Genomic DNA, 23,085 nt, shown 5'->3' on the forward strand with positions numbered 1-23,085 from the left:
CCGTTTCTCTTTAGTTTTGCCCGGTACGGTGCGGGGGGGTAGGCTAGACTGCCCGCCATGATGCGCCTAGCCATTCTCGCGGACTTGCACGCCAACTTGGCGGCAACATTGGCAGTCCACGCAGACGTCGAGCGGCGCGGTATTTCTGAAGTGTGGGTTTTAGGCGACCTCGTGGGCAAAGGCCCGCGCCCAAAAGAAGTGGTGGAGTGGACGGAGGCCCACGCCTCACGGGTGATTCAGGGCAACTGGGACGCCCGCGTGGCCGGGGCCACCAACCGCCCCCAAGACCTGTGGCCGCGCAGCCGCCTCACGCCGGGGCAACTGTCTTACCTCGGGGCCTTGCCCTACGGCATAGAGGAACAGTTCAGCGGCGCGTGGTGGCGGTTCGTGCATGCCAGTAGCCGGGGTCTGTTTCACCGCCTGTACCCACACAGCAGCCTTGCCGAGCAACTGGACGCCTTTTTGCCCAATAGCCAGTACGGACTGGCCCAACACGCCGACGCCCTTGTCTACGCCGACGTCCATGAAGCTCTGATGCTGGATGTGGAGGGCCGCCCGCTGATCAACTGCGGCAGCGTGGGCAACCCGCTGGACAGCACTCTCCCCTGCTACCTGATTTTGGAATTCGACCCCCACAGCCCGGCCCACAGCGCCACGTTTGTGCGCCTGACCTATGACCGGGATGAAGAAATTGGCGCGGCGGAGGCCAGCGGCATGCCCTTTACGCGGGAGTACATCGCGGAACTGCTGACCGGGGCGTACCAGAAACGGCGAGCGAGAACGGGGGAATAGAGCGGCAATCGGTCATCTCGGCACTTGCTCCAGCCTCTACATTGCGGAGGTGAAGCAAAAGCTTGGTTGGTTGACCGTTGGTCTGGGCGGTTTGGCGCTCGCAGGTGGCCGGGACGCCCCCACGTTCTTGGATGTCTTCCGTCAGACACCGGGAGCGCGGCAAGTCATCAAGGTTCCCGATGAGCAACTGGGAACACTGGGCTACACGCACCGCCTGATCTTTCAAAACGTTGGGGCTGTGTTTCTGACACGCGGCGCTCTGGAAGGCAGCGACACACCAAACACCATCACCGCATGGGTTTCAACTTCCCACGCTTCGATTCAGCAGCAGCGGGCGATGGTGGCAGTCATCAGACATACGGTGGCCCGCTGCCATGCCCCACTGACGGCGCAGCAACTCAACATGTTGCATGCGTTGGCCGAGCGCGATTGGCGGCTCAAGTTGGGCTGGCAAGAACAGCAAATTGGCCCCCTCAAGGTGGGTTGGGGTGGCCGGGAAGGGTTGAATATCGGCGGCCATGATGTGGGCGGAATGAGTGTGGATTGGCCCAACAGTCAAGGCGTCTGTAGGTGGTAGTCAGGCTCCAAAAGCAAAACCGCCCTGACCCCAACTGAGGCCAGAGCGGAACACTCATGCTCAGGCTTAGGCCCGCAATTCGCCCTTTTCACGCATGACCTGAGTCAGCTTGGCAGGTTCGAACAGGCTGGCTCCCTCGCCGTAACGGGCTTTGACAGCACGCTGCACCAGCCACACGGCAGCAAACACGCCCAGCAAACTCAGCACCAGCGAGGGCACCCGCATCAGCGCATTCACCTCGGCGATCTGGCCGTTAAAGTCGTCCGAGCCGAATTTGGCCACCACCCGCTGATAGTTCACGACGCTGTTGATAATGCCGCCGATGATGTCTATGACGGCAAACACCACCGTTCCCAACACCAAGCCTTTGTGGACGGCAGGGTCACGCATGGCCTGCTGGCTGGCGGCGCGGTGTTCGGGCGGTTCTCCGATGCTGCTGGCATCCAGAAACACGCGGAACAGGGGGACGCTGGTGGCCGCCGAAATGAGGAACAAGATGCCCGTGAGGTAAGAGCGGGCGCTGTCCTTGATGGCATACCAGAAGCCGTCCACGTACCAGAAGGCCAATGCGCCGCTGAAGATTGCCCCAGCGCCGCCGATGAGGGCCACCGGGCTGACATTGCGGTTCACCAACAAATCCCACAGTACATAGACCACTGGAATCAGGGCGGCCAACAGGTAGGCGCGGATATTTCCGGTGGTGCCGCCGCCAAAGACCGTGTCGGACACGCTGACGCCGCTGCCAAAAATATTGGGACTCAGAATCAGGATCGGAATGAGCAGGGTGAAGACCAGATCCCAGACGGTTTTGGGCACCCGCGCACGCGGCTGTGCTTTCGGTGGAGATTCTGGCGGCACCGCGGGTGAAGAAGTAGGGTCAGACATGGGCCCTATTCTCTCATTCCGGCAGAGGGCGCGGCGAGAGGAATCTGACCCTCACACGGTAATGAAGTGAGGGACTGAAATGGAGTGGTGGCATGGGCTGAGGGCCTGCGCTGCTCTGTCTGCCGCCTCAGCCTCCGCGATGACCCAAAGGCGTGCCATACAGCAAGAGATTCAGACCCAGAGTTGCTCGCTCCCTCGTCTTGTCTCCGAACGACGTGGGTCAATGTGACGGAGAACGGCTCTAGGCGGCGCGTTCGCTGTGTTCGGCCTGCACCAGTACGCGCAGCAGGGCGCTCAGGGGATCGAGGGCGCGGGCAGAGGCCATGACCATACCGCCGTGCAGACTGGCTTCGTACACACTCTGATCCCCGTTTTCATCAAATTCGTTGACCAATTCCAAGCGTACCCGGTGGTTGCGGCGGGCGGCCCAGTGCATCAGGTGGAGCAGCAAGTTGGGCGAATCGCCGCGCAGCCACTGAATATCTTGGGTGCCGTGCGCCACCGACATATGAATCCGGGGCTGATCTGGCAGACCACTGCCGAGAATACTGCGGTATCCGGCGTAAAAGTTCTCACTGCCCGTTGCAGCCACGCGGTGCAGTGCGCCCATCTCCGGGGCGGCAAGGGTGCGCAAATCAGGAAGGAGCATGTCCACAAGAGGCATCGTGTCAGGCAGCGGAGGGAGTGGCTGTGCAATTTCCCACCCTTGGGGCTACCCCCAGAGTCAAAAGCGGTCTTTATATCGCCCCAAAAAACTGTGTGGTTATATAGTTGAAAGGCCGTATGTTTCCTGTCAAGGTGCGTCCCACCGCCCTTTACAAATGGTGAGGGAGGCGCAGTTGACGGCTACGCCTCCCCCACTGGGGGTACTCTTTGGGGCTGAAGTCAGCGCCCGCGTTTAGGAACTGTGCTTAAGAACTGTATTTAAGGACTGCCGGGCTGCACGCGGTCTTGAGACAGCATCGGAGCGCCGTCCAGTGCCTTGACGCCCAGATTCAGCAGCTCGTCCCGGCCTTCGGTCAGCAGGCGAATGTCGGCCTCATCCTGCTCGTCGGCAATATCCGGGGTCAGGCGGGTGGGGTACGGCGTGCCGTCTGGCTTGGCGTAATTCAGGATGGTCAGTTGCAGCGCGGCGTCTTCTCCCACCGGAAACACACGGGTCGCGGTGTTGCCCACGCCCGCCGTGACTTCGCCCAGCACGGGGCCACGCGCCGCGTTCTGAATCTCGAAGGCGAAGAATTCGCTGCATGAGGCGCTACCACCATCGACCAGCACAGACAGCGGCCCCGTCCAGAGTTGCGGATTGGTCACGATGCCGCTCGTCCGGCCTGCTTCGACCCTTGCGCCCCGGCTGACCAGCGTGCGGCTGTTGCCCTCGGCGCTGCGGGCCACCCGCGTAAAGCTGGGCACGAAGGCACTGACCGCGCCGTCGCACTCGCTGAGGCTGCCGCCGCCGTTGCCGCGCAAATCCACGACCACGCCGCGCACGCCACGCGCCCGTGCCTGCCCCACCAGATCATGCACGCCCTGAGCCACTCCGCCGCCCGAAATGAAGGTGGGAATCCGCAGCACAGCCACGTCTTCGGCACCTGTGGCCGAAGCGACGTAGCTGATGCGGGGCAGATCGCGGGTGCTGCTTTCCTGTGAAGTCAGGTTGACGATCCGCTCTACGCCGCGTGTGCTGACGCCCAGAGCGATGGGCCGCCCCGCTTCCCGCGCCGAACGCAGGGCGTCGTAGGTGTAAGGCTTGCCGTCAAGGGTGCTCAGCACGTCGCCGCGCAGCAGTCCGGCGGCCTCGGCCACGCTGTTGGGCACGACTTCCAGCACCACCCGCTGCTGCCCGTCTAGCAGCGCCAGTTTTACGCCAAACTGCCTGCGGTTGCCGCCTGTGGCACTCGCCACGAATTCCTCAAAATCTTCCGGATTCTGAAAAAAGGTGTGCTCATCGTCCAGCGCCGTCAGTTCGGCCTCTATGACCGGGTAAGCTTTTTCGGCGGCGCAGTCTGTTGGCGTGGGCGCACACACGGCGTCCAGCCTCGTCTGATAGTCGCGGGTCAGGCCCACACGGTCTACGGTAGACAGGCCACCATACGAGTTTTGGAGCAGGCGGTTCACCTGATCGAACACGGCCTGTGCGGGCGAGACTGCGGCGGCGCTTTGCCCAGAAAACTGCCCCGAAGAGCGGCCCACTCCGGGCTGTGCCAGTGCGGGCAAACTGAACATCAGCGACAGGGAGAGCGAGAGCTTGAGAGCGGGAGACAGCGCCGACCTGATGGCGCTTGGGGAACGGCGCTGCGGAGTCTTCATATTGACCCTTATTCTGCTCTGAACAGATGGGAAATGGGTGGGAAGCAATCCCCGCACAGGTTACACAAAACCCGTGTGATTCGGTACTTTTGGCGGGCGCACCTTCCAGACCGGAGCGGCTGGGCGGGGCCGGATCACCTCTGTGGAAATCTGCTCAGGACAGCGGGCGGTGCTGATACAACTCCACCATGCGGCGCAGAAAGCGCAGGCCCGGTGTGAGGCTGTTGTGCTGCACCCACTCGTCTTCGCGGTGGGCATTGCCGCCCCGGTATACGCCCACTGCAATGGCAGGCAAGTCGTGTGGCACGGCGGCGTTGGCATCGGTGCTGCTGGAGGCAAGGCGCAGATCCATACGGCCTTCGCGGGCGGCTTCGTGGGCCATGTCTAGCAGGGGGCCGGAGCGCAAGTCACCGCCCGGACGGTCTCCGACACGCTCTAGACGCACATTGACGCCCGCTTCCCGCGCCGCGCTGTGCAGCACGCCCTGAGCGCGGGTATCGAGTTCGGCCAGAGCCTTGGCATCCAGCGAACGCAGATCAAGGAGCAGCTCGGCGTTGGCCGCAATAGAATTGACGCTGTTGCCGCCCGACGCGAGGCCCACATTCAGCGTGGTGCGCGGCGTATTGGGCCGGTGCAGGGCGTACAGGCCCGCGATGGCGAGGCCCAGCGCGTGCAGCGCACTCGGAGCCTGATCGCCCCACGAGTGGCCCCCCGGCCCGATAAACGTGGCCCGGTAGCGCCGCACGCCCACCGCCCGCGTGACCGCGATGCCCAAGTAGCCGTCTACCGCCACGAACGCGCCCAGCGAAGCCCGGTGTCGGGCCAGCAGATGCTTCGCGCCGCGCAGGTCTCCTAACCCTTCTTCTCCGACGTTGGCCGCCACCCACAGGGGCCGCCGCAGGGCCACCGGTTGCGCCGCGTACCCGGCCAGCAGCGCCGTGACCACCGCGAGGCTGGCGCTGTTGTCGCCCACCCCCGGCCCCACCAGCCGCGTTTTTTCGTCGCGCACGGTCACGTCGGTGCCTGCCGCGAACACCGTATCCAAATGGGCCGCCAGCAGCAGCGCGGGCTTTCCCTCGGTGCCGGGCGGCGTGATGCGGGTCAGGACATTGCCCACTTCATCGCGCTCGCAGGCAAACCCCAATTCTTCCCACAGCTGGGTCATCAGATCGGCCCGCGCCCCCTCATCGAAGGTGGGGGCAGGCGTCTGCGCTATGCGCGGGAGGTACGACAGAGGCATTAGGGGCGATTCTAGCGGGTGCGGGCGCAAAAACAGTAAGCCGCGTGGTCAGGCGTTGGGGGTTGCTTTAGATGTGGGAGCAGGGAAGGAAGGCGGGGAGGGTCAGGTTGAGATTCTGGGGAACCCCCCCAGTCTGCTGCGCAGCCAGCCCTCTTAAGGGGAACGCAACAGCTTGTGTCCCCACCTCTCCTGCGGAGCTTTGCAAGTCTAAGGGGGGGCGTTGCGTCAGCAACGGGGGGGTTCACCTTCCAACGTACCGCGCCAACGCAAGCAAAACCCCCAACCACACGGGCTGGGGGCAAATGTGATTGGACTTTATCGGCGCAGCATCTTGCTGCCGATCATGGCGGCGAGGCCCACCAATCCGGCTTTCACCATCGGGTTGCCGAGCATGCCGCCCTGACCGAACGCAGCTTCCAGCGGGCTGCGGCCATCTTGCGCTGGGGCCTGCGCGGTGCGGGTAAAGGCGTCGGCGAGGTCGTTGGGATCGTCGGCCCGCACGCTCTGCACGGGGTTGGCGTTGCTCTGCACAATCGCGTCGCCCATCTGCTGGCGCTGATCAGGGGTCATCTGAGACATGTAGCCGCGCAGCAATTCGTCGCGCTCCTGTGGGGAGGCGTTTTGCAGGTAATCCTGAATGTAGGCGGCGGCTTCCTGCGGGCTGACCACACCGTCGGCGTTGGTGTCGCGGGGATCAAGGCGGGCCATCTGCTCGTGACGGTCTTTTTGTTGAAAGAACATGGTGAAACCTCCTGAGGAAGTGCGGCGGCGTGGTCGGCAGGTTGCCGAGCGGCACGGCACCAACAAACTGTGTGCGCTCCTTACGCTACGGAGCCGCCCGGTCAAATGGGTGAGGAGACACTAAGTGTAGGCTTTACAGCGCCTGAAGCTCGCGTGGGGTCGGCCAGCCGGAGACGGCGCACCTGCGCCAGTTCACCATCCCCGGCACAAGTGCTCAAAACTCAGTAAGAGGGACAATTCGGCGCTCTGCACGGCGCTAGAGTGACAGGCGTATGCGTTCTCTCGTCCTGATCGGTCATGGTTCCCACCTCAACGGCGAGTCGGCGGGCGCGGTCTACCGGTACGCCGAACTGATTCGCGAGCGCGGCCTCTTTGATGAAGTGGTGGAAGGGTACTGGAAAGAAGAACCCTCTCTGCGGCAAGTGCTGAAAACTACTGCCAGCACGGATGTTACGGTCATTCCCATGTTCATCAGCGAGGGGTATTTTACCGAAACGGTGATCCCGCGTGAGATGGGGTTAGGCCACCAAGGGCCAGTGCCGCCCGAAGGCGTAGCCCGCGTGCTGGGCGGCAAAACCGTGCGCTATACCCTGCCCTACGGCGTGCATTCCAGCATGGCCGACGTGATTCTGGAGCGGGCGCGGGAAGCCCTGCCCGATCTGGGCGATGAAGGCACGCCGCCCACCGCCTTGGTGGTGCTGGGCCACGGCACGACGCGCAACGAAAACAGCAACCGCGTGGTGTACGAAAACGCCGAGCGGCTGCGGCACACGGGCCTGTTTTCGGAAGTGGAAGCCCTGTTTTTGGATGAAGACCCCAAGGTGGGCCTCTGGCCGGAGCGGGTGCGTGCGCCGCGTGTGGTGGTGGTGCCCTTCTTTGCCTCCGAGGGCTGGCACACGCTGGAAACCATCCCCGAAGATATGGGCCTGACGGGGGCCGTGACCGTCTTTCCCCAGAACCCACACGGCACGCAGACCGTGTATTACGCCCGCCCAGTGGGCACGCACGCCCGCATTGCCGAAGTGATTTTGCAACTGGCCGAGGAAGCACGCGGCACGGGCGGACGCGGCGGCGACGAAGACCGGCTGCATGCCCAAGCGTGGGCCGCCTTTATGACGATGGCGCGGCGCGGGATGCGTGTGGGCGAAGTGATGATCACGCCGCAACTGGGCATGTTCGAGGTACGCCACGCCCTTGATGAGGGCATTCCCGGCGGCGACCTGACCACCACCGTGACGCCCGAAGGCCTGCGCGACCACACCCGGCGCGACGAGGGCGGCCACCACCGCCCGGTGCATACCCTCCGCAATCTGCCGCGTGGCTGGCGTGCTGTGCTGAGCGAAACCGATTTGCCCCGCGCCATGCACGCGCTGTATCCGGCGATTGTGGAAGAAGGCTACGCGCACCAGCAACACGCGCTACGGGCCACGCCCTGGGCCACTACCGCCCGCCGCCAAACCGGGATTTATGCCAAGGTGCAAAAAGCCACGCCGGAACAGGTGGAGCATGTGGCCGAGGACGTGTGCAGCGGGTGCCTCCGCACGCGCCTGTGGGCCTCAGAGCAGTTGCCGCGCACCTTCTTCGACGGTGTACCGGGGGCCATTCCGTGCGCCGAAGCCTGCACCTACCTGGTGGCCGAAGTGCGCGAAGAAGTGAGTGGCAAGCGGGGGAGCGGGTCAGGGCATAGTCACTGAGCAGGAATAGACCGAAACTGTGGTCAGAACTGGAGAGGAGAGGCGCTGAGGAATTGGGCCCCTCCTCTCCCGGTTTTAGCCCAACTCGTGGTACTGGCCCCGGAAATACACCAGCGGATCGTCGTCGGTGTAGCGGGCGTATTCCACGAAACCGAGGTACAACGTATGGTCGCCCGCCACGATCACTTCATGCTTGCGGCACACCAACTGGGCAATACAGCCGCCGATCAGGGGCAGGCCTTCATGCTCGAACCACGGCACACTTTCTTCGGGGCCGGGGCGTCCGGCAAAATGGTCGGAAAGGTGGCGCTGGGTGCTGCTCAGCAGATTCACGCCGAAGCGGGTGGTTCCTACGCGGCCCAAGACTTCGTGCATGTGGGCGCGGTGATCCACGCTGACCAAGATCAGCGGCGGCGTGAGGCTGACCGACACGAAGGCGCTGGCTGTCATGCCCCGGCGCTGCTGGCCGTCTAGCGTGGTAACGACGGTGACGCCGCTGGCAAATCGCCCCAGCGTCTGGCGGAATTCAAACGGCGTCAGGCCACCTTCGGCCTCTGCATTCGGAAGGGTCATGGGGGGAGTGTAACGCGGCAGGCAGGTGAGTTTAAGAGGGGAAGCTCAGGGCTGAGCGGGTGTAACCACGGGTGCAATCTTTGCAGGTGGCAGCGCCGGAACAGGTTGGAGATCGCGCACCAGCAGGTTGGGCAGGCGCACCACGCCGCGTGCAGGGATGGTATCCACCCAGCGCTGCCCACTCACGCGGATTTCGGTGCTGCCTGCCTTAAGGCCCGCAAAGCCGTAATACCCGTTGCCGTCGGTGAGAGAGCGGGCCACCACTTCGCCGCCTTGCAGGGCTTCTACCACGCGGTTGCCCAGCACCGGAACGCCCGTGACCCGGCCCAGCAACCCGCGTGTAGTGGGTGGGCTGGCGGCCCAGCGAGTGGGCACGTTCAGCGCGGCTCCGGGGGTGGTCAGTAGGGCGCGGATGACCTCTAGACCTTGCGCGGTGGTCGATTTTCCGCCGTACACGTCCACGGTGGGGGTGCGGTAGGAGTAGCCCACCCAGCCCAGCCCGGAATTCACGGCGCGGGCGGCCTGTGCCGCGATGACCGCTGGAGAATTCAGGTAGAGCGCCGTGCCCACCGCCAGTTCGGCCTGACCGCCATCAGCGCGGGGGCGCATGGACGCGGCAAAAGCGTTCCAGCCGTCAAACCACGAGGCTTGGTCGGCCACGCCGTCGCGCTTGTAGTTCATCAGCACGTTCAGGTCGATCAGGCCGTCGCGCATCCACGTGGGCCAGTCTTGCAGCACGTCGTTGTAGGTGCGGGTGCGCCGGAACGACACCAGATCGCCCGCACGCGGCGGTTGCAGGTAGGTGATGGTGGCTGCACTGACCCATAGGTTGGAGCGCACGGCCTTCACTTCCAGCGCGGTGCGGCGCACGAGGGCCGTGACCTGATCGCGCTTCCAGTCCAGCCACGCGGGATCGGCAGAGGCAGGAATGCCCGTGGCCCCGGTTTCGGCGTTGAAGCGGGCGATGACTTTGGGATCGTAGCCCCAGACGCCGCCGTCGGGGTAACGGATTCGGTCTAGCTGAATGCCGTCTACGGCGTAGTTTTTGACCAGACTGACCACGCCCGCCACCATGTAGTCGGCGGCGGCGGGAATGCCCGCGTCCAGCCACGCATCGCTGCCTTCCAAGTAGGTGCCGTCGGGGCGGCGGGAATACCACGACTGCGCCCCCATGTTCGGCCCGTGCGTGCGCGAAATATGCGCCGGATTGCTGTTGGGCACGGCAGCGTTGGCAACTCCGGTGACGCTGGCCCACGCGATCACGCGCATACCACGCGGCTTGGCCAGCCGGATCACGGCTTCCAGCGGGTCGAAGCCCGGTTGCAAGTCGGCGTCGGTGATGACGGGCAGGCTGGAGCGGCGGCACAGGCAATCGGCGCGGCGAATGGCCTGCACGAACAGGGTGTTGATGCCCATTTTGGCGGCGGCGTCCACCATGCGCCGCACCTGCGCCGAGGTTTTCAGGCCGGGCCCGAAGGCATCTATCCACAGCCCGCGCACGCCGACGCCTGCAGTTGGCGTGGGTTCGGCAGTCACCGGAACAGGCTGTTTGGGCGCGTCTGTAGGGACAGTGAGGGGGCCAGCCGGGGAGACAGCGGGCAGAGCAGGCACGGGCGCTGGAGTTGCCGGGGGAACGGTCAGCGCCCCCTCGGCACTGGGCAGCACCAACGCCAGAGAGAGGACAAGGGCGGCGGCGCGGCGCGGGAGTTGGAAGGGGGGCATAGGTTCGGCGCTCAGGCTAGCGCACCGCTGCTGGGCAAGCATGAAGAGCCGGGGGTGTGCGCTCGGGGGGCGGCAGGACTGGACAGATTCCTGCACACGCCTTCTGAAGTTCCGTGATAGCTTACCGACAAGTCAATTACAGGAGGTAGTTCCATGAAACGAATCGCATTGATGGCCGCCGTCAGCACCCTCGCCCTTTCCGCCTGCAACCAGCCCAACGTGGTGGGCACCAGCGTCAGCAAAAACTTTGCAGGTCAGCTGAACACCACGGCTGCGAGTGGCTACACTGCCGCCGCCGGAACGGCCGTGTACGTAGACGTGACGGGCGGAGACCGCCGCACTGTGCTGACGGCCACCGGCCTGAAAGCCAAAACCGACTACATCGCCCACTTTCACTCCAAGGGCACGGCCACCGGCAGCACCAACGACTGCACGTCGGGCGGCCCTGTGGTGGGCGGACTCATCGGCGGCGCTTCCTTTACCAGCGACGCCGACGGCAAGCTGACCATCAAGGGTTTTCAGGCCACCGCAGACCTGAAAGACGCCGCCTACATCAACATTCACGAGAGCGCCACGCCCAGCGTGATTCCTCTGTGCGCCGACATCTGATACGGATTCCGACTGAATCCTTCTCTTTTGAGATTCAATCCGAGCGGACTGGCACAGCACGAAGTGAGCGAGTAGAAAAAAGTACGGGCTACGCGATATGGAGCCGCAAGCGGTGAAGTTCCGATTGTGGAGGAATCAAGCGGAGTCCGTATGAACCCGGCGAAGTAATGCACGAGCGGGAAGCAAGGCACACAGCCAAGCTTCCCGCTCCTCTTGCTGCGATCAGACCTCGCCCACTTCCTCATCGTCGCCGTCGGTTTCCGCCACCACAGGCGCGGGGTTGCGGTTTTTACCTATTTCGCGCACGCGGCCCGAAAATCTGCCTTTTATTTCCTCGTACATGGGGTGGGCACGGATGTCGGCAGGACGGCCAGACGCAGCCTTGAGGGGCGTGGCCTTCGGTTCTGGCGGCGTCAGCTTGAGCGCAGGGTCGGGGCGCGTCGTCGGGGCCGGGCGTTCGGGCATGAAGGAGGCGTAGGGCGCGTCGTCCAATGAGGGCGGAGCGGCGTTGGCCTGCGCCCTCGCAGCCTGAGCCGGACTGTCCTGAAACTCGCCGCCCACATCGCCCCAGTCGGGTTCCTCGGTAATAGCCTCCACGATATACAGCTCGCGGCTGGCCCCCACAGGCGTGATTCTGTCGCCGCCTCCTGCATCGCTGGGCGCGGGCGGCGCATCGGCGGCGTGTTCGGCCTCCCAAGGCGCGGGAGAGGCGGTGGGCAGCGGCGCGGCGGCCACATCGTCGGGGCTGGAACGCTGCGGAGGACGCTGGGCCTGGGCGCGGGCTGGCGCGGGGGCAGCAGCGGGCGGTTCCATCGTGGCAACTGGGGCAGCACGGGGCGCGGAAGCCGGGGCCGGAGCTGAATTGACCGGGTCTATCGGCGCAAACTCTGGCCCCCGGTTGCTGCTGGCTGGGTTGCTAGGGGTTGGGTTGCTGGCCGGGCGCTGGCTGCGCGTGGGCTGGAAGGCGGGCACTTCGGAAGCGGGCGGAATGGCGGGCGTTGGAGTGGAGGCAGGAGCTTTGGCGCGGGCTGGAGCCGGAGTCGAAACAGCCTGAGCCACTGCGCCAGTGCCCATTGCCCCAGTATTTATTCCACCAGCGCCCATCTTCTGCCGCTTCGTGCCTTCCGGCGTCACCAATTCAAACGCCACCGGGCCGAAGACCCGCAGCACCAGCGCGGCCAACTCATCGTATTTGCTCACCACTTGCTTGGCATGAAAAGCGTTCTTATCGTCGTAAGTCAGGCTGACAAATCCAGCTTCGGCATGCGTGCGGGCAGGCTTCAGAAAGGCCCGGAGTTGCATGCTGGCCTGCCGGGTCACCTCGGCCCAACTGCCCTGCAAGGCGGCTGGCGCGGGGGCCTCCAGATCGCCCGATTCCAAGTCATTGAGCGCCGCATTGACGGCTTCGCGCACAGGCGTCGGCCCCGGATTACGGCGCGCCCCCGGATCGAAGTCGGCCACCGCAGGGCCGGAAGCCGCCGCCCGCGCTCCGCCCGCTTTCAGGCCCGCCAATTCCTTTTCCAGACGGTTCAGGCGTTGGGTCACGTCGGTGGGAACGGCGGCAGAGGTTTGGGTGCGCCCCGCGTTGGCCCCAGCATTGCTGCCCCCAGCGTCGGCGGCCAACAGCGCGTGTGTGAGGGCGAGTTCTAGGCTCAGACCATCGGCGGAGCGGGCGAAGCGGGAATCTTGTTCATCGAGCGCGGCTTGCAGCTTCAGCAGCCGGGGCACGTCTGCGCCGTCCATCTTCTCGCCGCCCAAGCCCAGTTCGGCGTGCAGGGCCAGCCCGAAGGCGGCCACCAAGCCCTCGACTACCGTGCGGGCCGCGAATCCGTCGCGGTAAAGCTGGCCTGCGCCCTGAATCGCGCCGCCTGCATCGCCCAACATCAGGGCCGAGGCGATGCCGCGCACGCGCTCGCTGGGGGGCAAGCCCAATGCATCTTCTACCGCCGCCCGCGTGACCGCCGTGCCCGCCGCCAGCATCCGTTCCAGCAAGCTTTCGCCGTCGCGCATGGCTCCATCGGCCAAGCGCCCGATCAGGTGCAGGGCGTCCGCGTCGGCGTTCATGCCTTCCTTCTGGGCCAAACCTGCCAATTTCCCGGCAATTTCTTCAGGCGTCAGGCGGCGAAAACGGTAGTGCTGGCAGCGGCTCAGAATGGTGGGAATAATCTTTTCCGGCTCGGTGGTGGCCAGAATAAAAATAACGTGGCTGGGCGGCTCTTCCAGCGTTTTGAGCAGCGCGTTGAAGGCGTTGCGCGTCATCATGTGCGCTTCGTCGAGAATGTAGATTTTTTTGCCGCCACGCATGGCCGCGAGGCCCACCTTCTCGCGCAAATCGCGCACGTCGTCTACCGAATTGTTGGAGGCCGCGTCGATTTCCAGCACGTCGGGATGGTTGCCGCTTCTGACGCTCAGGCACGATTCGCACTCGCCGCACGGCTTAGGCAGTGGCCCGGTGCAGTTGGCGGTCATGGCGATCAGGCGGGCGGTGGTGGTTTTGCCCACGCCGCGCGGCCCCGAAAACAAGTAAGCGTGCCCCACCCGGCCCTGTTCCAGCGCAGCTTTCAGCACATCCTTGACATGTTCTTGCCCCACCACTTCATCCCAACGAATAGGCCGCGCCCGCTGATAAATGGCGCTCATCGGGGGGCCTCATCCGGGTTGAATCCCGTCTGTCTGGAATTCAGTCCGGTCAGTTGGACGGAGGCCGTATCAGCGGGGGCATCTGGAGTGTGGAGTGTGGGGTGTGGGGCAAGGCTCAGGGCCGAGATTGGCCCCAGCAGGCGGCGTTTTTCTTCTGACCACAGACCACGTTGCACTGACCCTTGCCCCCACAATTCATTCACCTGCACAGTCTAAAGCGGGGCGGCGGCGGGCGGGGTGAGGTAGGCGGGATTGGGCGGAGAGGCGGAAGGTGAACCCCCCGTTGCTGGCGCAACGCCCCCCCCTTAGACTTGAAAAGCTCTGCAGGAGAGGGGAGGACAACAGCTTTTACCCTCCGCCTTCCATCACGGAAACCCCCGGCCTGCCCCTCTACACTCAACCCGTGAACGCCGCCCTAGCCCAACAAGCTCTTCCCATTCCCGCCGTGCAACAGGCGCTGCTGACGTGGTTTGACCAGCATGGGCGGGCGCTGCCTTGGCGCTTGGGCGAAGAAGGTGCACGCGATCCGTACCGTGTCTGGGTGGCCGAAATCCTGCTTCAGCAAACGCAGGTGGCGCGGGGGTTGGTGTATTACGAGCGGTTTCTGACGGCGTTTCCGAGTGTAGAGGCGTTAGCCGAAGCACCTATAGACGCCGTGCTGAAGGCGTGGGAAGGCTGCGGCTACTACGCCCGCGCCCGCAATTTGCACAAAGCGGCGGGCATGATGGTGGCGGGCGGCATTCCCAGCACCTATGCGGGGTGGCTGGCCTTGCCGGGAGTCGGGCCGTACACGGCGGCGGCAGTAGCTAGCCTCGCCTTCAATGAGGGGCGGGCCGTGAACGACGGCAACGTGCGGCGCGTGCTGGCGCGGCTCTACGGCGAACGCCTGCCCACTGAACCTTGGGTACAGGCGCGGGCCGACGCTTTGCTCGACCTCAGCCGCCCCGGAGCCTTCAACGAAGCGGTGATGGACTTGGGAGCCACCATCTGCACGCCCAAAGCGCCCCGTTGCAAGGTGTGCCCGCTGGCCGCGTGGTGTGAGGCGCGGGCCAGTGGCGAGCCGACAGCTTTTCCGGCTCCCAAAGTTCGGGCAGCGGTGCGGGATGTGGGGGCGGTGGCCGTCCTGATCGGCAACGAGCAACACGCTGTGCTGGAACGCCGCGAAGGAGCCTTGCTGGGCGGTCTAATGGGCTTGCCGTCTGAACTGCGGGAGCCGGATGAGGCGGGTGCAAAAGCTTTGGCCCGCCTATGCGCCCGCCTAAACGCCACGCCGGGGGCTTTGCTGGGCACAGTTACGCACAGCATGACCCACCGCCGCATCGTGCTGGACGTGTACGCCGCCCAATCAGGGCAGGCCCGGACGCCCGTGCAGGACGCCGCCCTGTCGCGGCTGGATCACAAAGCGTTGGGGCTACTGGCAGCGCGGCGGGGATCGTTGTTTGGGGTGGAATGAAGAGACAAAGAGAACGTCGCAGCGTGAGCCACGACGTTCTTTCAGTTCAGAGAAGGAAAGTCTCGCGTTCTCCCCTACCCCCCCGCCACCCAGCGCCCGGCGTTTAAGCTGAGGCTGGCTTCGTCGCGGGCGCGGGCCAGTCGCCAGCGGCCCTGCGCGTCTTGCTGGGCCACCCACGCAAAGGCGCTGTCTTTGGCGCTCAGATGGCGCAGGCCGAGGGCGCTGGCCTGATCCAGCAGGCTCGCCAGTTGCACGGCTCCGGCGTCGTGCACGCCTTCTACAATGACGCCGCCGCCCACCAGCCAGGCGTCGTTGGGGCGTGGGGACGCAGACGCGGAGGCCGGAAGTGCCGCTTCCATTCCGAACGCACCGCCTTCTCCACCCGTCCCTCCACCGAAGTCGAACACGTCCAGCAAGCCGCTCAGGGCATCGGCCCCAAAAGTAGAGGTGACTTCCTGCGCGGCGCGGTATTCGGCGCGGGCTTCTTGCAGCATGGCTTCGGCGTCGGCCAAGGTCTGGGCGTAGTTGTCGCGGGCATCGGCAGACATCGGGCCTAGACGGCGCTGGGCACGCAGGCTCTCGGCCAAACGGCCAAGACGCTGGGTGGTTTCTCCGGCCAAATGGCGCACCGTATCGTATTCGTTCACCACGTGGTCGGCGCGGGCGTCGAAATCCTCGCGTTGCTGGGCAGCCTCGCCCATCCGGCGTTCCAGCAGCGTCCAGAGGTTGGCCGGGTCGACGTCCTCGCCGCGTGCCAGTGCAGCGCGGGCGGCCTCCAGTGCGGGGGCCAAGTCCATGTCTGCGCCCGGAACGTCGCGGGCGGCACGTTCCACGTCCATCAGTTCGCGCTGGCGCTCCAGCAGCAGTTCTGCGGCGGCCTGATCGAGGTCTGGGCTGGTCAGGGCGTTCAGGGTGGCGCTCAGTTCGCGCAGCTCGTCGGTGGCCAGTCCGCCGCCCGATAAGGTCATGCGGGCCACGTCCAGTGTCAGGCGGGCGGCCTGCACCGACGCCGTATTGGGCAAACCGGCAATCTGGGCGGCAATGGTGTCCAGTTCGGTCTGTTGCACCCTCAACGCCGCGTCACGGGCCGCTTCCAGTTCGGCACGCCAAGCGTCAACGGCTTCGGGCAGGAGCGAGCCGCCGTGCTGCTGGTTCTTCAATTTGCTGTGGCGGGCGTCTAGGTCGGCGCGGGCGTGCAGCAGCGGCCCAAACTCGCGGCCCAGATCGGCCAGTTGGCGGGCCGCGTGTTCCTGTTCCAGCGCCAGCACCCGCGCCTGCACCTCGGCCTGCATCTCGGCAGACACCGCCGCCTGTTGGGGCGCGTCTCCCAGACTTTCGGCGGTCAGGGTCTGCACCACCGAAGATTCCAGTTGCTTGCGCAGTTTGAAGGTGATATTGCGGGCGCGTTCCACCTCGGCGGGCAGCAGCGTGCCCTGCTTCTGGGCGTCGGCCAGCTGCGTGATCAGGTTCTCCAAGCGGCGCACGTCTTTGCCGCCCATCGCCTCTACGCGCCGGAAGGTCGCCTGCAATTCGGCCAAATCCTGCGCCTGAGACACCAAACCTTCTTGCAGGCGGCGCTCCATGCGGGCAATCAGGTCTTGGCCTTCTTGCACCAGCAAGGCGGTGTCTTTGCCCGCCTCTTCTTCTTGCCGCGCCACGCCCAACAGGCCGCGCAACCGCTGGGCTTCGGGCCAGTCGAAGTACAGCCCAAAGCGCTTGGCCCCCTCTTCCAGTTCGGCCACGCCGCTCTCTGCAAAGCTGGGCAGCGCCCGCTCCTGCGTGGTCTTAGACAACTGCTCGATCACGTCCGACACGCGCCGTTTGGCCAGAGCCGCCGGGACACTGAGCTGCAAGCGCTTAAACACCTCGCGCTTCAGAATGTCTTCCATGGTCGCGGCGTCCAGCCGTTCCGGGGTGGTGTTGCGGGCATGTGCGGCGTCCAGAACAATGCGTTCCAGGGCGCGGGGCGACACCAGGTCACCCAACATCCGCACGGGCAGGCGGTGCAAGGCGGAAGAACTCATAGGCTCAGCCTACTGCCGCGCCCCAACGCTGTCTTTGCAGCATTCGTCATTACGGATACAGTCATTGCAGATACGGTCATTACAGATCTCGTCTTAGCATCGGCCGTCAGCAGGGCGGCCTGCCGCGTCTGCCTCATACTTCTTCATCCCAGTCGAGGCTCTGGTGGGTGGCATTTTCGGCCACCGTATGCTTGCCGATCAGTCCGAATTGTTCGCACAATCCCCGGAATCCGAAGGCAGTCAGGCCAATCGCCAGCGCACTGGTCAGCGCCCACAGCGGCAGCCCATACGCGCCCTGCGTGAGGGTGAAATTGGTGGCCGAGCGCAGGAAGCCCACGCCCGCCGCGTCGCCGATAGCGCCCAGAAGTCCCATCAGCCCTTCTAGCAATAGGGGCAGCAGCAGCAGCACCAGCCCTCCGGCAATGGCCCGCCAGTAGGTATTGCGGCCCCCGAACGCGAGGTTCAGCAGGTACAGCGGCACGAAGGCCAGCAGCGCCAGCAGCGCAAAAATGCCCACCCGCAGCCAGCCGCCAAACGAACGGGCCACGCCCGCCGACGCCGCGTTCAGGGCGCTGACAGGCTCTCCGGCCACCCGCCGCTCCAGATTACCCACCTCGCCGATCAGGGCCTGAATATCGGTGGGCCGCAACGCCTGCCGGTCTTGTGCAGCGGTCAGGTCTTGCACCAGATCGCTGTAGCCGCTGTCGCTCCGGACGGCCTCGGGGGTACGGGCGAGGGCCGAGTTGGCCGCACTGAGCGCCGTGCGAACGGTGGGGCCGTCGGCGTGGCTGGCGGCGTTCAGCGCGCGTCCGAGTGCGCCGTACACGCCGTCCATGCCCTGCGCCGTCCCGCTCTGAGCCGCCCCACCCAGTGCCGCCCCGTTCTGCCCCGTCTGCGTGCCCTGCGAACCTTGTGCAGCAGGCGTCGGTGCAGGATCAACAGGGTCAGGGTCGGCAGCCGGGGTGGCAGGAGGAGGCAGGGGCGTAGAGGGCGGCGGGGTGCTGACCGTGCTGGCCGCCGTGACCAACGAACGGTTCAGGCTCGCCGTACCGCTACGGAGCGCGGTCAGGGACTGGCCCAACGCCGCCGTATCACCCGCCGTCAGTTGCCCGAGGGCATCGGTAAATTGCGTGACGGTGAGCGTGCCCACGCCCTGCGCGTTTTGCACCACCGTAAACCAGCCGGTAGCCCGCGCCAGATTCAGATAAGCCGCGCCGCTGCGAACCGGGCGGGCCGCCGCGAGGGCCGCGCTGACATTCTGGGCCGCCGAACGCTGCAACCGCCACGCCACGCGCTCCAGTCGTCCGGCCCGCGCGTCGGCGGTCAGGGCCTGCGCGCCCGCCGCACTCAGGCCAAATTCACGCGCCAGTACCCGCAGCTGGGCGTCCCCGTTGGCAGACGCGCCCGCCAGCAGGGTCAGGGTCTGGTCTTGCAGGGCGCGGCGCATCAGGCCACGTGCCAGCAAAATCTGCGCCTGCACTTCGGCGGGGGTGCGGGCCAGTGCGGCGCGTGCGCCCGTCAAGGCGTCGCTGATGCCGCCCGCGATCTGGCGGTTGCGTAGCGTCGGATCAAGCTGCTTCATGGCTTCGGAGGCCCGGTCTAGCTGCGTGAGTGCCGCCGCCGCGCTGGTATTCCGCGCCTCGTAGGCGGCGTCTAGGCTGCGGGCAACGGCGTTGTATGCTCCCAAGTCTTGTGCGCCAGCCGTGCCCAGCACCGCCAGAAGCAGAGGGCCAGCGACGGGGGCAAAGGCTTTCGGCCAGCCACGCGGCCCACCCAGCCCGGAACCCGGCTTCACGCTCACAGCGCCACCTGAATCTGACTGAGTTCGGTTAACAGGCGGCCCACATTCACTTGCGGCCCGGCCACCACCGCTACGCAGTACTGGCCGAGCGGCCTCATGCACACCGTTTGACCGCCCAAGTCCGCCGACATCAGGGTCAGGGCGCGTTTTTGAAACAGCAGGGCCGTGGCCGCCACCACACCGCTGAGTCCGGCGGCGTCCCGCAGCGCCCGCACGCGCAACACCTCGCCTGTGGAGCGGCAGACCATCACGCCCATCACGCCCTGCATGCGGGCAAAGTCCAGAATCACATCGTCCTGACCGCTGGTGGTGCCCAACTCATAGACGCGCACGCCCACCGGCCCGGTGTAATCGGGGTCGTCGAACTCGAAATCGTCTGCATTGAGGTCGTAGGGTTCTTGCCAGTGGGTACCGGTATTCGTCATGGCTGCTCCCTCGTCCCACATCGCCACCGGAATCGTTTCAGAAAACAGGGTGGGCGCTTTGGGGTACTGCACTTCTAGTCGGCTGGCAAGCGCCCTCAGCTCGGCGCGGGCGCGGGCCTGAGGCAACACCACGGACAACCGGTTCAGCAGCGGCCCCGACAAGACCCGCTGCATCTCTAGGGCACTGACGCCTTCCGAGGTCAGGTTCTGTTCGCGCAGCGCGGCCCGCAGCATCGTTTCGGCAGCACGTTCAGAAACGCTGCCCGCAAGGGCACGCACAATCATGGAGTACACGGCGTTCGTCATGGAAAGAACCTCAGAGGAAGGGGTGGGGAAAGGACAGGAACCAGTGTCAGGCGAGGCTGGACGGTTTGTAACTGCGCCGCATCAGCAGAAGGAAACACCCTGAGCGTCAATTCCGTCCGGAGCGGCACAAGTGAGCAACGTGAGAAATCCTCACGCGAGTATAGGTGCGTCCACCTTACATTTTTGTCTCACCAGCGGCACTTTTAGAGCATTTATCACAAAGAATCGAGCTCCCGTTCTGCGGATTGCCTCCAAGTCTAGCTGACCGGTGAAGCAGCGCTTCAGCTCGCTGCGGCCTGTGCGTCTGCCCGAACCGGACGATCCCCCACTCCGCGCCCTACACTGTTTGTCATGTCCACGACCCTCTCGGCCCGCCTGAGTACTGAACTTTCTGCCCTGAGAGACAGTGGCCTGCTGATTCGCCCCCGCGTGCTTGAAGCCCCGCAGCGTGCCCGCACCCGCGTGGACGGCGTGGACGTGGTGAACCTCGCCAGCAACAATTACTTGGGCTTTGCCGACCACCCCGACATCAAGGCGCGGGCCGCCGAGTACTTGCAGACTTGGGGCGCGGGTGCGGGGGCCGTGCGAACCATCGCCGGAACGCTGCAAATCCATGAAGACTTCGAGACGCAACTGGCCGCCTTCAAGCACACGGGCAGTGCGCTGGTGCTGCAAAGCGGCTTCACGACCAATCAGGGCGTGCTGGGCACCCTGCTGCAACCCGGCGACGTGGTGGTCAGCGACGAACTGAACCACGCCAGCATCATTGACGGGTTGAGGCTGACCAAAGCCACCAAAAAGATTTACAAGCACAGCGACCCCACCGACCTAGACCGCGTGCTGAGTGAAAACGACACCGAGGGTCTGAAAATGGTGGTCACAGACGGCGTGTTCAGCATGGACGGCGACATCGCCCCGCTGGACGAACTGGTGGCAGTGGCCCGCAAACACGGCGCGGTGACGTATGTGGACGACGCGCACGGCTCAGGTGTGCTGGGCGCAGACGGACGCGGCACGGTGCATCATTTTGGGCTGGAGGGTGCAGAGGACGTGATTCAGGTGGGCACGCTGAGCAAGGCGTGGGGCGCGGTGGGCGGCTACGCGGCGGGTCACGGCGACCTGCGCCAACTCCTCATCAACCGGGCGCGGCCCTACCTGTTTTCGACGGCCCAGCCGCCTGCGGTGGTGGGTGCGTTGGCGGCGGCCCTCGAACTGGTGGTGCGCGACCCCAGCCTGATGGAGCGCCTGTGGAGCAACACGCGCTACTTCAAGGCAGAGTTGGCGACGTTGGGCTTTGACACGATGGGCAGCCAGACGCCCATTACGCCCGTGCTGTTTGGCGAACCGGAAGCCGCGTTCGAGGCCAGCCGCCGCCTGCTTACAAAAGGGGTCTTTGCCGTGGGACTAGGCTTTCCCACTGTGCCGCGAGGACTGGCCCGCATTCGGAACATCGTCACTGCCGAACACACCAAAGAAGACCTCGATTTCGCGCTGGGAGCCTATCAACGGGTGGGCAAGGGCTTGGGCATCATCGGGGCATGAGCGCCCACCCCCTCAACCACAGTCCAATCAGTTACCGCGTGCGGGCAGAGCTGGCATTGGCCGACTTGGGCAAGCTACGGGAAGCCGCGTGGGGCGGGCAGGATGACGGCTCTTGGTGGAAGCCCGTGCTGGAGCGCAGCCTGACTTGGGTCACGGCGCATGACGGCGCGGCGTTGGTGGGCTTCGTGAACGTGGCGTGGGACGGCGGCGTTCACGCTTTTTTGCTGGATACGACGGTTCATCCCAACTGGCAGAGGCGTGGGATCGGCACCCAACTGGTGCGCCGCGCTGCCGAGGCCGCCCGAACCGGAGCCACCCAGATTGGACAGGTGGAATGGCTGCACGTAGATTTTGAACCATACCTGAGCGAGTTTTACGCTGGGTGCGGGTTCCAGAGTACGGCGGCGGGCTTGCTCCGGTTGAAGTGAGCGGCGGAGGTGGTGAGTAGACCCCCCCGTTGCTGACGCAACGCCCCCCCTTAAAGGGGAGGACAGCTGCTTTTGCGCTCCCCTTGACTGGCGGGGGCTGGCTGCAAAGCAGACTGGGGGTTTTGCCGGGAACTTAGATTGCGGCTTGGCTCCCACCAAACGCTGCCGAGTCAGAGAGCCATAAATAAAGATCGGCGCGTTCAAGAATCCACACAGGGCCACACGCCCCCGCCCGCCGCGCCTATCATCAGGCCCATATGACTTCCCCGCCGTCCATGCCACCCGTCGGAGACAAGCAAGATAAAGGCGCGGGCGTGCAGGCCATGTTCGCTTCCATCGCGCCCCGTTACGACCTGCTGAACCGGGTGCTGAGCCTCGGTATAGACCGCTCTTGGCGGCGGGAGGCCACCCGCGAAGCCTTGGCGCTGAGCAACCCGAACGGTGCAGGCGCACGGGTGCTGGATGTGGCGACGGGCACGGCAGATTTCGCGCTGGAACTCAAAGCCACAGCGCCGGGGGCCGAAGTGATCGGCAGCGACTTCGTGCCCGAAATGCTGGCGATTGGCCGAGTGAAGGCCAAAGCCCGCCAGATAGACATCGTGCTGGAAGAGGGCGACGCCCTGAATCTGCCCTACCCCGACGCCAGTTTCGATGTGATTACCTGTGCGTTCGGCTTCCGCAACTTTGCCGACTATGCACGCGGGCTGGCCGAGTTTCACCGAGTCCTCACGCCGGGTGGCCGATTGGTCATCTTGGAGTTTCCGCCGCCGCGTGCGGGCCTGTTCGGGAGCGTGTTCCGCTTCTATTTCCGCCATATCCTGCCGCGGATCGGAGCGCTGGTCAGCGGGAATGCCGGGGCTTACACCTACCTGCCCGAAAGCGTGCTGGCCTTCCCCGACCCCGAACGCTTGGCAGGCCTGATGCGGGCCACCGGCTTCCACACAAGATTCAAGCTGCTGAGCGCGGGCATTGCGGCGATTCATGTGGGGGATAAGGGGTAGAGACAGGCTGCACGGGCGAACCCCCCATTGCTCCGCGATGCCCCCCTTGAGGTGAGGAAACAGCCCACGACCCCGCCACCCCACACCGTCCCCGCCCATCCATGTGAGGCCGTCGTCCACGCAGTGGGCGGGCCAATTCCATTTTGGAATGAACTGGCGATTCCGCTTCAGGCGAGGGATTCCGCCGAGTCTGAATGCGGCAAGATCAATCCTCCTCAGCGGAGCGTCACTCCCCATGCCCCCTTTGGGGGTAGGGGGCTGGGGGGTGGGGGATGCAAACGTGGGACAAGCGCAAAAAACCTATCGCCCTCCATGAGCCAAAGTG

The 23,085-nt window shown here is 65.1% G+C and carries 20 protein-coding genes; 8 read left to right on the plus strand and 12 right to left on the minus strand.

The window, feature by feature from the left end; all coding sequences use genetic code 11:
* Window positions 1-57 precede the first annotated feature (57 nt).
* Both SU48_RS13090 and SU48_RS13095 read left to right on the plus strand, forming a co-directional pair.
* A complete protein-coding gene (locus tag SU48_RS13090; protein ID WP_064015630.1) occupies window positions 58-792 on the plus strand; it encodes a metallophosphoesterase family protein in 735 nt (244 codons plus the stop codon).
* A 49-nt stretch (window positions 793-841) separates the two neighbouring features.
* On the plus strand, window positions 842-1,369 hold the full coding sequence (locus tag SU48_RS13095; protein WP_157451173.1) for a hypothetical protein: 528 nt from the start codon (window positions 842-844) through the stop codon (window positions 1,367-1,369).
* Window positions 1,370-1,435: 66 nt separating this feature from the next.
* Here the strand turns inward: SU48_RS13095 and SU48_RS13100 are convergent, their stop codons facing one another.
* The 5 genes from SU48_RS13100 to SU48_RS13120 form a co-directional block, all read right to left on the minus strand.
* Entirely contained in the window at window positions 1,436-2,254 is an 819-nt protein-coding gene (locus tag SU48_RS13100; protein ID WP_064015632.1) for a VC0807 family protein, read from the minus strand.
* A 241-nt stretch (window positions 2,255-2,495) separates the two neighbouring features.
* On the minus strand, window positions 2,496-2,903 hold the full coding sequence (locus tag SU48_RS13105) for a hypothetical protein (protein ID WP_157451174.1): 408 nt from the start codon (window positions 2,901-2,903) through the stop codon (window positions 2,496-2,498).
* A 275-nt stretch (window positions 2,904-3,178) separates the two neighbouring features.
* Window positions 3,179-4,561 (minus strand): S41 family peptidase, encoded by a 1,383-nt coding sequence (locus SU48_RS13110; protein ID WP_064015634.1) that lies wholly within the window; start codon window positions 4,559-4,561, stop codon window positions 3,179-3,181.
* Between the two features lie 154 nt (window positions 4,562-4,715).
* On the minus strand, window positions 4,716-5,801 hold the full coding sequence (locus SU48_RS13115; protein WP_064015635.1) for a M20/M25/M40 family metallo-hydrolase: 1,086 nt from the start codon (window positions 5,799-5,801) through the stop codon (window positions 4,716-4,718).
* A gap of 315 nt (window positions 5,802-6,116) precedes the next feature.
* Window positions 6,117-6,542 carry a hypothetical protein gene (locus tag SU48_RS13120; protein ID WP_064015636.1) on the minus strand — a complete coding sequence of 142 codons (426 nt, stop codon included), beginning with the start codon at window positions 6,540-6,542 and terminating at the stop codon, window positions 6,117-6,119.
* 272 nt (window positions 6,543-6,814) lie between these two features.
* Here SU48_RS13120 and SU48_RS13125 point away from each other — a divergent pair, with 272 nt between their 5' ends.
* Window positions 6,815-8,236 carry a DR2241 family protein gene (locus tag SU48_RS13125; protein ID WP_064015637.1) on the plus strand — a complete coding sequence of 474 codons (1,422 nt, stop codon included), beginning with the start codon at window positions 6,815-6,817 and terminating at the stop codon, window positions 8,234-8,236.
* A gap of 75 nt (window positions 8,237-8,311) precedes the next feature.
* Here SU48_RS13125 and SU48_RS13130 read toward each other — a convergent pair whose 3' ends face one another.
* On the minus strand, window positions 8,312-8,809 hold the full coding sequence (locus SU48_RS13130; protein WP_064015638.1) for a flavin reductase family protein: 498 nt from the start codon (window positions 8,807-8,809) through the stop codon (window positions 8,312-8,314).
* A 45-nt stretch (window positions 8,810-8,854) separates the two neighbouring features.
* The gene (locus tag SU48_RS13135; protein WP_064015639.1) at window positions 8,855-10,531 is read right to left on the minus strand and encodes a family 10 glycosylhydrolase; all 1,677 of its coding nucleotides are present in this window, start codon (window positions 10,529-10,531) and stop codon (window positions 8,855-8,857) included.
* Window positions 10,532-10,684: 153 nt separating this feature from the next.
* Between SU48_RS13135 and SU48_RS13140 the strand changes: the two genes are divergently transcribed.
* Window positions 10,685-11,140: a hypothetical protein gene (locus tag SU48_RS13140; RefSeq protein ID WP_064015640.1), complete on the plus strand. Its 456-nt coding sequence runs from the start codon at window positions 10,685-10,687 to the stop codon at window positions 11,138-11,140.
* Between the two features lie 222 nt (window positions 11,141-11,362).
* Here SU48_RS13140 and dnaX read toward each other — a convergent pair whose 3' ends face one another.
* Together dnaX and SU48_RS14235 are read right to left on the minus strand one after the other, a co-directional pair.
* Window positions 11,363-13,780 (minus strand): DNA polymerase III subunit gamma/tau, encoded by a 2,418-nt coding sequence (dnaX, locus tag SU48_RS13145; RefSeq protein ID WP_064015641.1) that lies wholly within the window; start codon window positions 13,778-13,780, stop codon window positions 11,363-11,365.
* Complete coding sequence (locus SU48_RS14235) at window positions 13,777-13,983, minus strand: hypothetical protein (RefSeq protein ID WP_157451175.1); 207 nt, start codon at window positions 13,981-13,983, stop codon at window positions 13,777-13,779. Before SU48_RS14235 ends, dnaX begins: the two co-directional genes overlap by 4 nt.
* 200 nt (window positions 13,984-14,183) lie before the next feature.
* Here SU48_RS14235 and mutY point away from each other — a divergent pair, with 200 nt between their 5' ends.
* Window positions 14,184-15,233, plus strand: coding sequence for an A/G-specific adenine glycosylase (mutY, locus tag SU48_RS13150; RefSeq protein WP_064015642.1), 1,050 nt, complete (start codon window positions 14,184-14,186; stop codon window positions 15,231-15,233).
* A gap of 74 nt (window positions 15,234-15,307) precedes the next feature.
* On the opposite strand, the gene SU48_RS13155 is transcribed toward mutY, so the two are convergent.
* The 3 genes from SU48_RS13155 to SU48_RS13165 all read right to left on the minus strand — a co-directional run bounded on the left by SU48_RS13155 (window position 15,308) and on the right by SU48_RS13165 (window position 19,789).
* On the minus strand, window positions 15,308-17,257 hold the full coding sequence (locus SU48_RS13155) for a coiled-coil domain-containing protein (RefSeq protein WP_064015643.1): 1,950 nt from the start codon (window positions 17,255-17,257) through the stop codon (window positions 15,308-15,310).
* A gap of 133 nt (window positions 17,258-17,390) precedes the next feature.
* Window positions 17,391-19,058 (minus strand): hypothetical protein, encoded by a 1,668-nt coding sequence (locus SU48_RS13160; RefSeq protein WP_231881631.1) that lies wholly within the window; start codon window positions 19,056-19,058, stop codon window positions 17,391-17,393.
* Window positions 19,055-19,789, minus strand: coding sequence for a roadblock/LC7 domain-containing protein (locus SU48_RS13165; RefSeq protein ID WP_064015644.1), 735 nt, complete (start codon window positions 19,787-19,789; stop codon window positions 19,055-19,057). The genes SU48_RS13160 and SU48_RS13165 overlap by 4 nt, the downstream gene beginning before the upstream one ends.
* Before the next feature lie 351 nt (window positions 19,790-20,140).
* On the opposite strand from SU48_RS13165, the gene SU48_RS13170 reads away from it, so the two are divergent.
* The 3 genes from SU48_RS13170 to ubiE all read left to right on the plus strand — a co-directional run bounded on the left by SU48_RS13170 (window position 20,141) and on the right by ubiE (window position 22,760).
* Window positions 20,141-21,331 (plus strand): BioF/Kbl family PLP-dependent acyltransferase, encoded by a 1,191-nt coding sequence (locus SU48_RS13170; protein ID WP_064015645.1) that lies wholly within the window; start codon window positions 20,141-20,143, stop codon window positions 21,329-21,331.
* On the plus strand, window positions 21,328-21,759 hold the full coding sequence (locus SU48_RS13175; protein WP_064015646.1) for a GNAT family N-acetyltransferase: 432 nt from the start codon (window positions 21,328-21,330) through the stop codon (window positions 21,757-21,759). Before SU48_RS13170 ends, SU48_RS13175 begins: the two co-directional genes overlap by 4 nt.
* A gap of 257 nt (window positions 21,760-22,016) precedes the next feature.
* Complete coding sequence (ubiE, locus tag SU48_RS13180) at window positions 22,017-22,760, plus strand: bifunctional demethylmenaquinone methyltransferase/2-methoxy-6-polyprenyl-1,4-benzoquinol methylase UbiE (protein WP_064015647.1); 744 nt, start codon at window positions 22,017-22,019, stop codon at window positions 22,758-22,760.
* The last annotated feature ends 325 nt before the right edge of the window (window positions 22,761-23,085 follow it).

Source organism: Deinococcus puniceus (genome assembly GCF_001644565.1).
Taxonomy (GTDB): domain Bacteria; phylum Deinococcota; class Deinococci; order Deinococcales; family Deinococcaceae; genus Deinococcus; species Deinococcus puniceus.

Excerpts from the sequence above, each read along its gene's own strand:
- SU48_RS13130 (WP_064015638.1), bottom strand. The coding sequence starts at position 8,809 with ATGACCCTTCCGAATGCAGAGGCCGAAGGTGGCCTGACGCCGTTTGAA.
- SU48_RS13140 (WP_064015640.1), top strand. The coding sequence starts at position 10,685 with ATGAAACGAATCGCATTGATGGCCGCCGTCAGCACCCTCGCCCTTTCC.
- SU48_RS13120 (WP_064015636.1), bottom strand. The coding sequence starts at position 6,542 with ATGTTCTTTCAACAAAAAGACCGTCACGAGCAGATGGCCCGCCTTGAT.
- SU48_RS13105 (WP_157451174.1), bottom strand. The coding sequence starts at position 2,903 with ATGCTCCTTCCTGATTTGCGCACCCTTGCCGCCCCGGAGATGGGCGCA.
- SU48_RS13165 (WP_064015644.1), bottom strand. The coding sequence starts at position 19,789 with ATGACGAACGCCGTGTACTCCATGATTGTGCGTGCCCTTGCGGGCAGC.
- SU48_RS13115 (WP_064015635.1), bottom strand. The coding sequence starts at position 5,801 with ATGCCTCTGTCGTACCTCCCGCGCATAGCGCAGACGCCTGCCCCCACC.
- SU48_RS13135 (WP_064015639.1), bottom strand. The coding sequence starts at position 10,531 with ATGCCCCCCTTCCAACTCCCGCGCCGCGCCGCCGCCCTTGTCCTCTCT.
- SU48_RS13100 (WP_064015632.1), bottom strand. The coding sequence starts at position 2,254 with ATGTCTGACCCTACTTCTTCACCCGCGGTGCCGCCAGAATCTCCACCG.
- SU48_RS13125 (WP_064015637.1), top strand. The coding sequence starts at position 6,815 with ATGCGTTCTCTCGTCCTGATCGGTCATGGTTCCCACCTCAACGGCGAG.
- ubiE (WP_064015647.1), top strand. The coding sequence starts at position 22,017 with ATGACTTCCCCGCCGTCCATGCCACCCGTCGGAGACAAGCAAGATAAA.
- SU48_RS13110 (WP_064015634.1), bottom strand. The coding sequence starts at position 4,561 with ATGAAGACTCCGCAGCGCCGTTCCCCAAGCGCCATCAGGTCGGCGCTG.
- SU48_RS13170 (WP_064015645.1), top strand. The coding sequence starts at position 20,141 with ATGTCCACGACCCTCTCGGCCCGCCTGAGTACTGAACTTTCTGCCCTG.
- SU48_RS13155 (WP_064015643.1), bottom strand. The coding sequence starts at position 17,257 with ATGAGTTCTTCCGCCTTGCACCGCCTGCCCGTGCGGATGTTGGGTGAC.
- SU48_RS13090 (WP_064015630.1), top strand. The coding sequence starts at position 58 with ATGATGCGCCTAGCCATTCTCGCGGACTTGCACGCCAACTTGGCGGCA.
- SU48_RS13175 (WP_064015646.1), top strand. The coding sequence starts at position 21,328 with ATGAGCGCCCACCCCCTCAACCACAGTCCAATCAGTTACCGCGTGCGG.
- dnaX (WP_064015641.1), bottom strand. The coding sequence starts at position 13,780 with ATGAGCGCCATTTATCAGCGGGCGCGGCCTATTCGTTGGGATGAAGTG.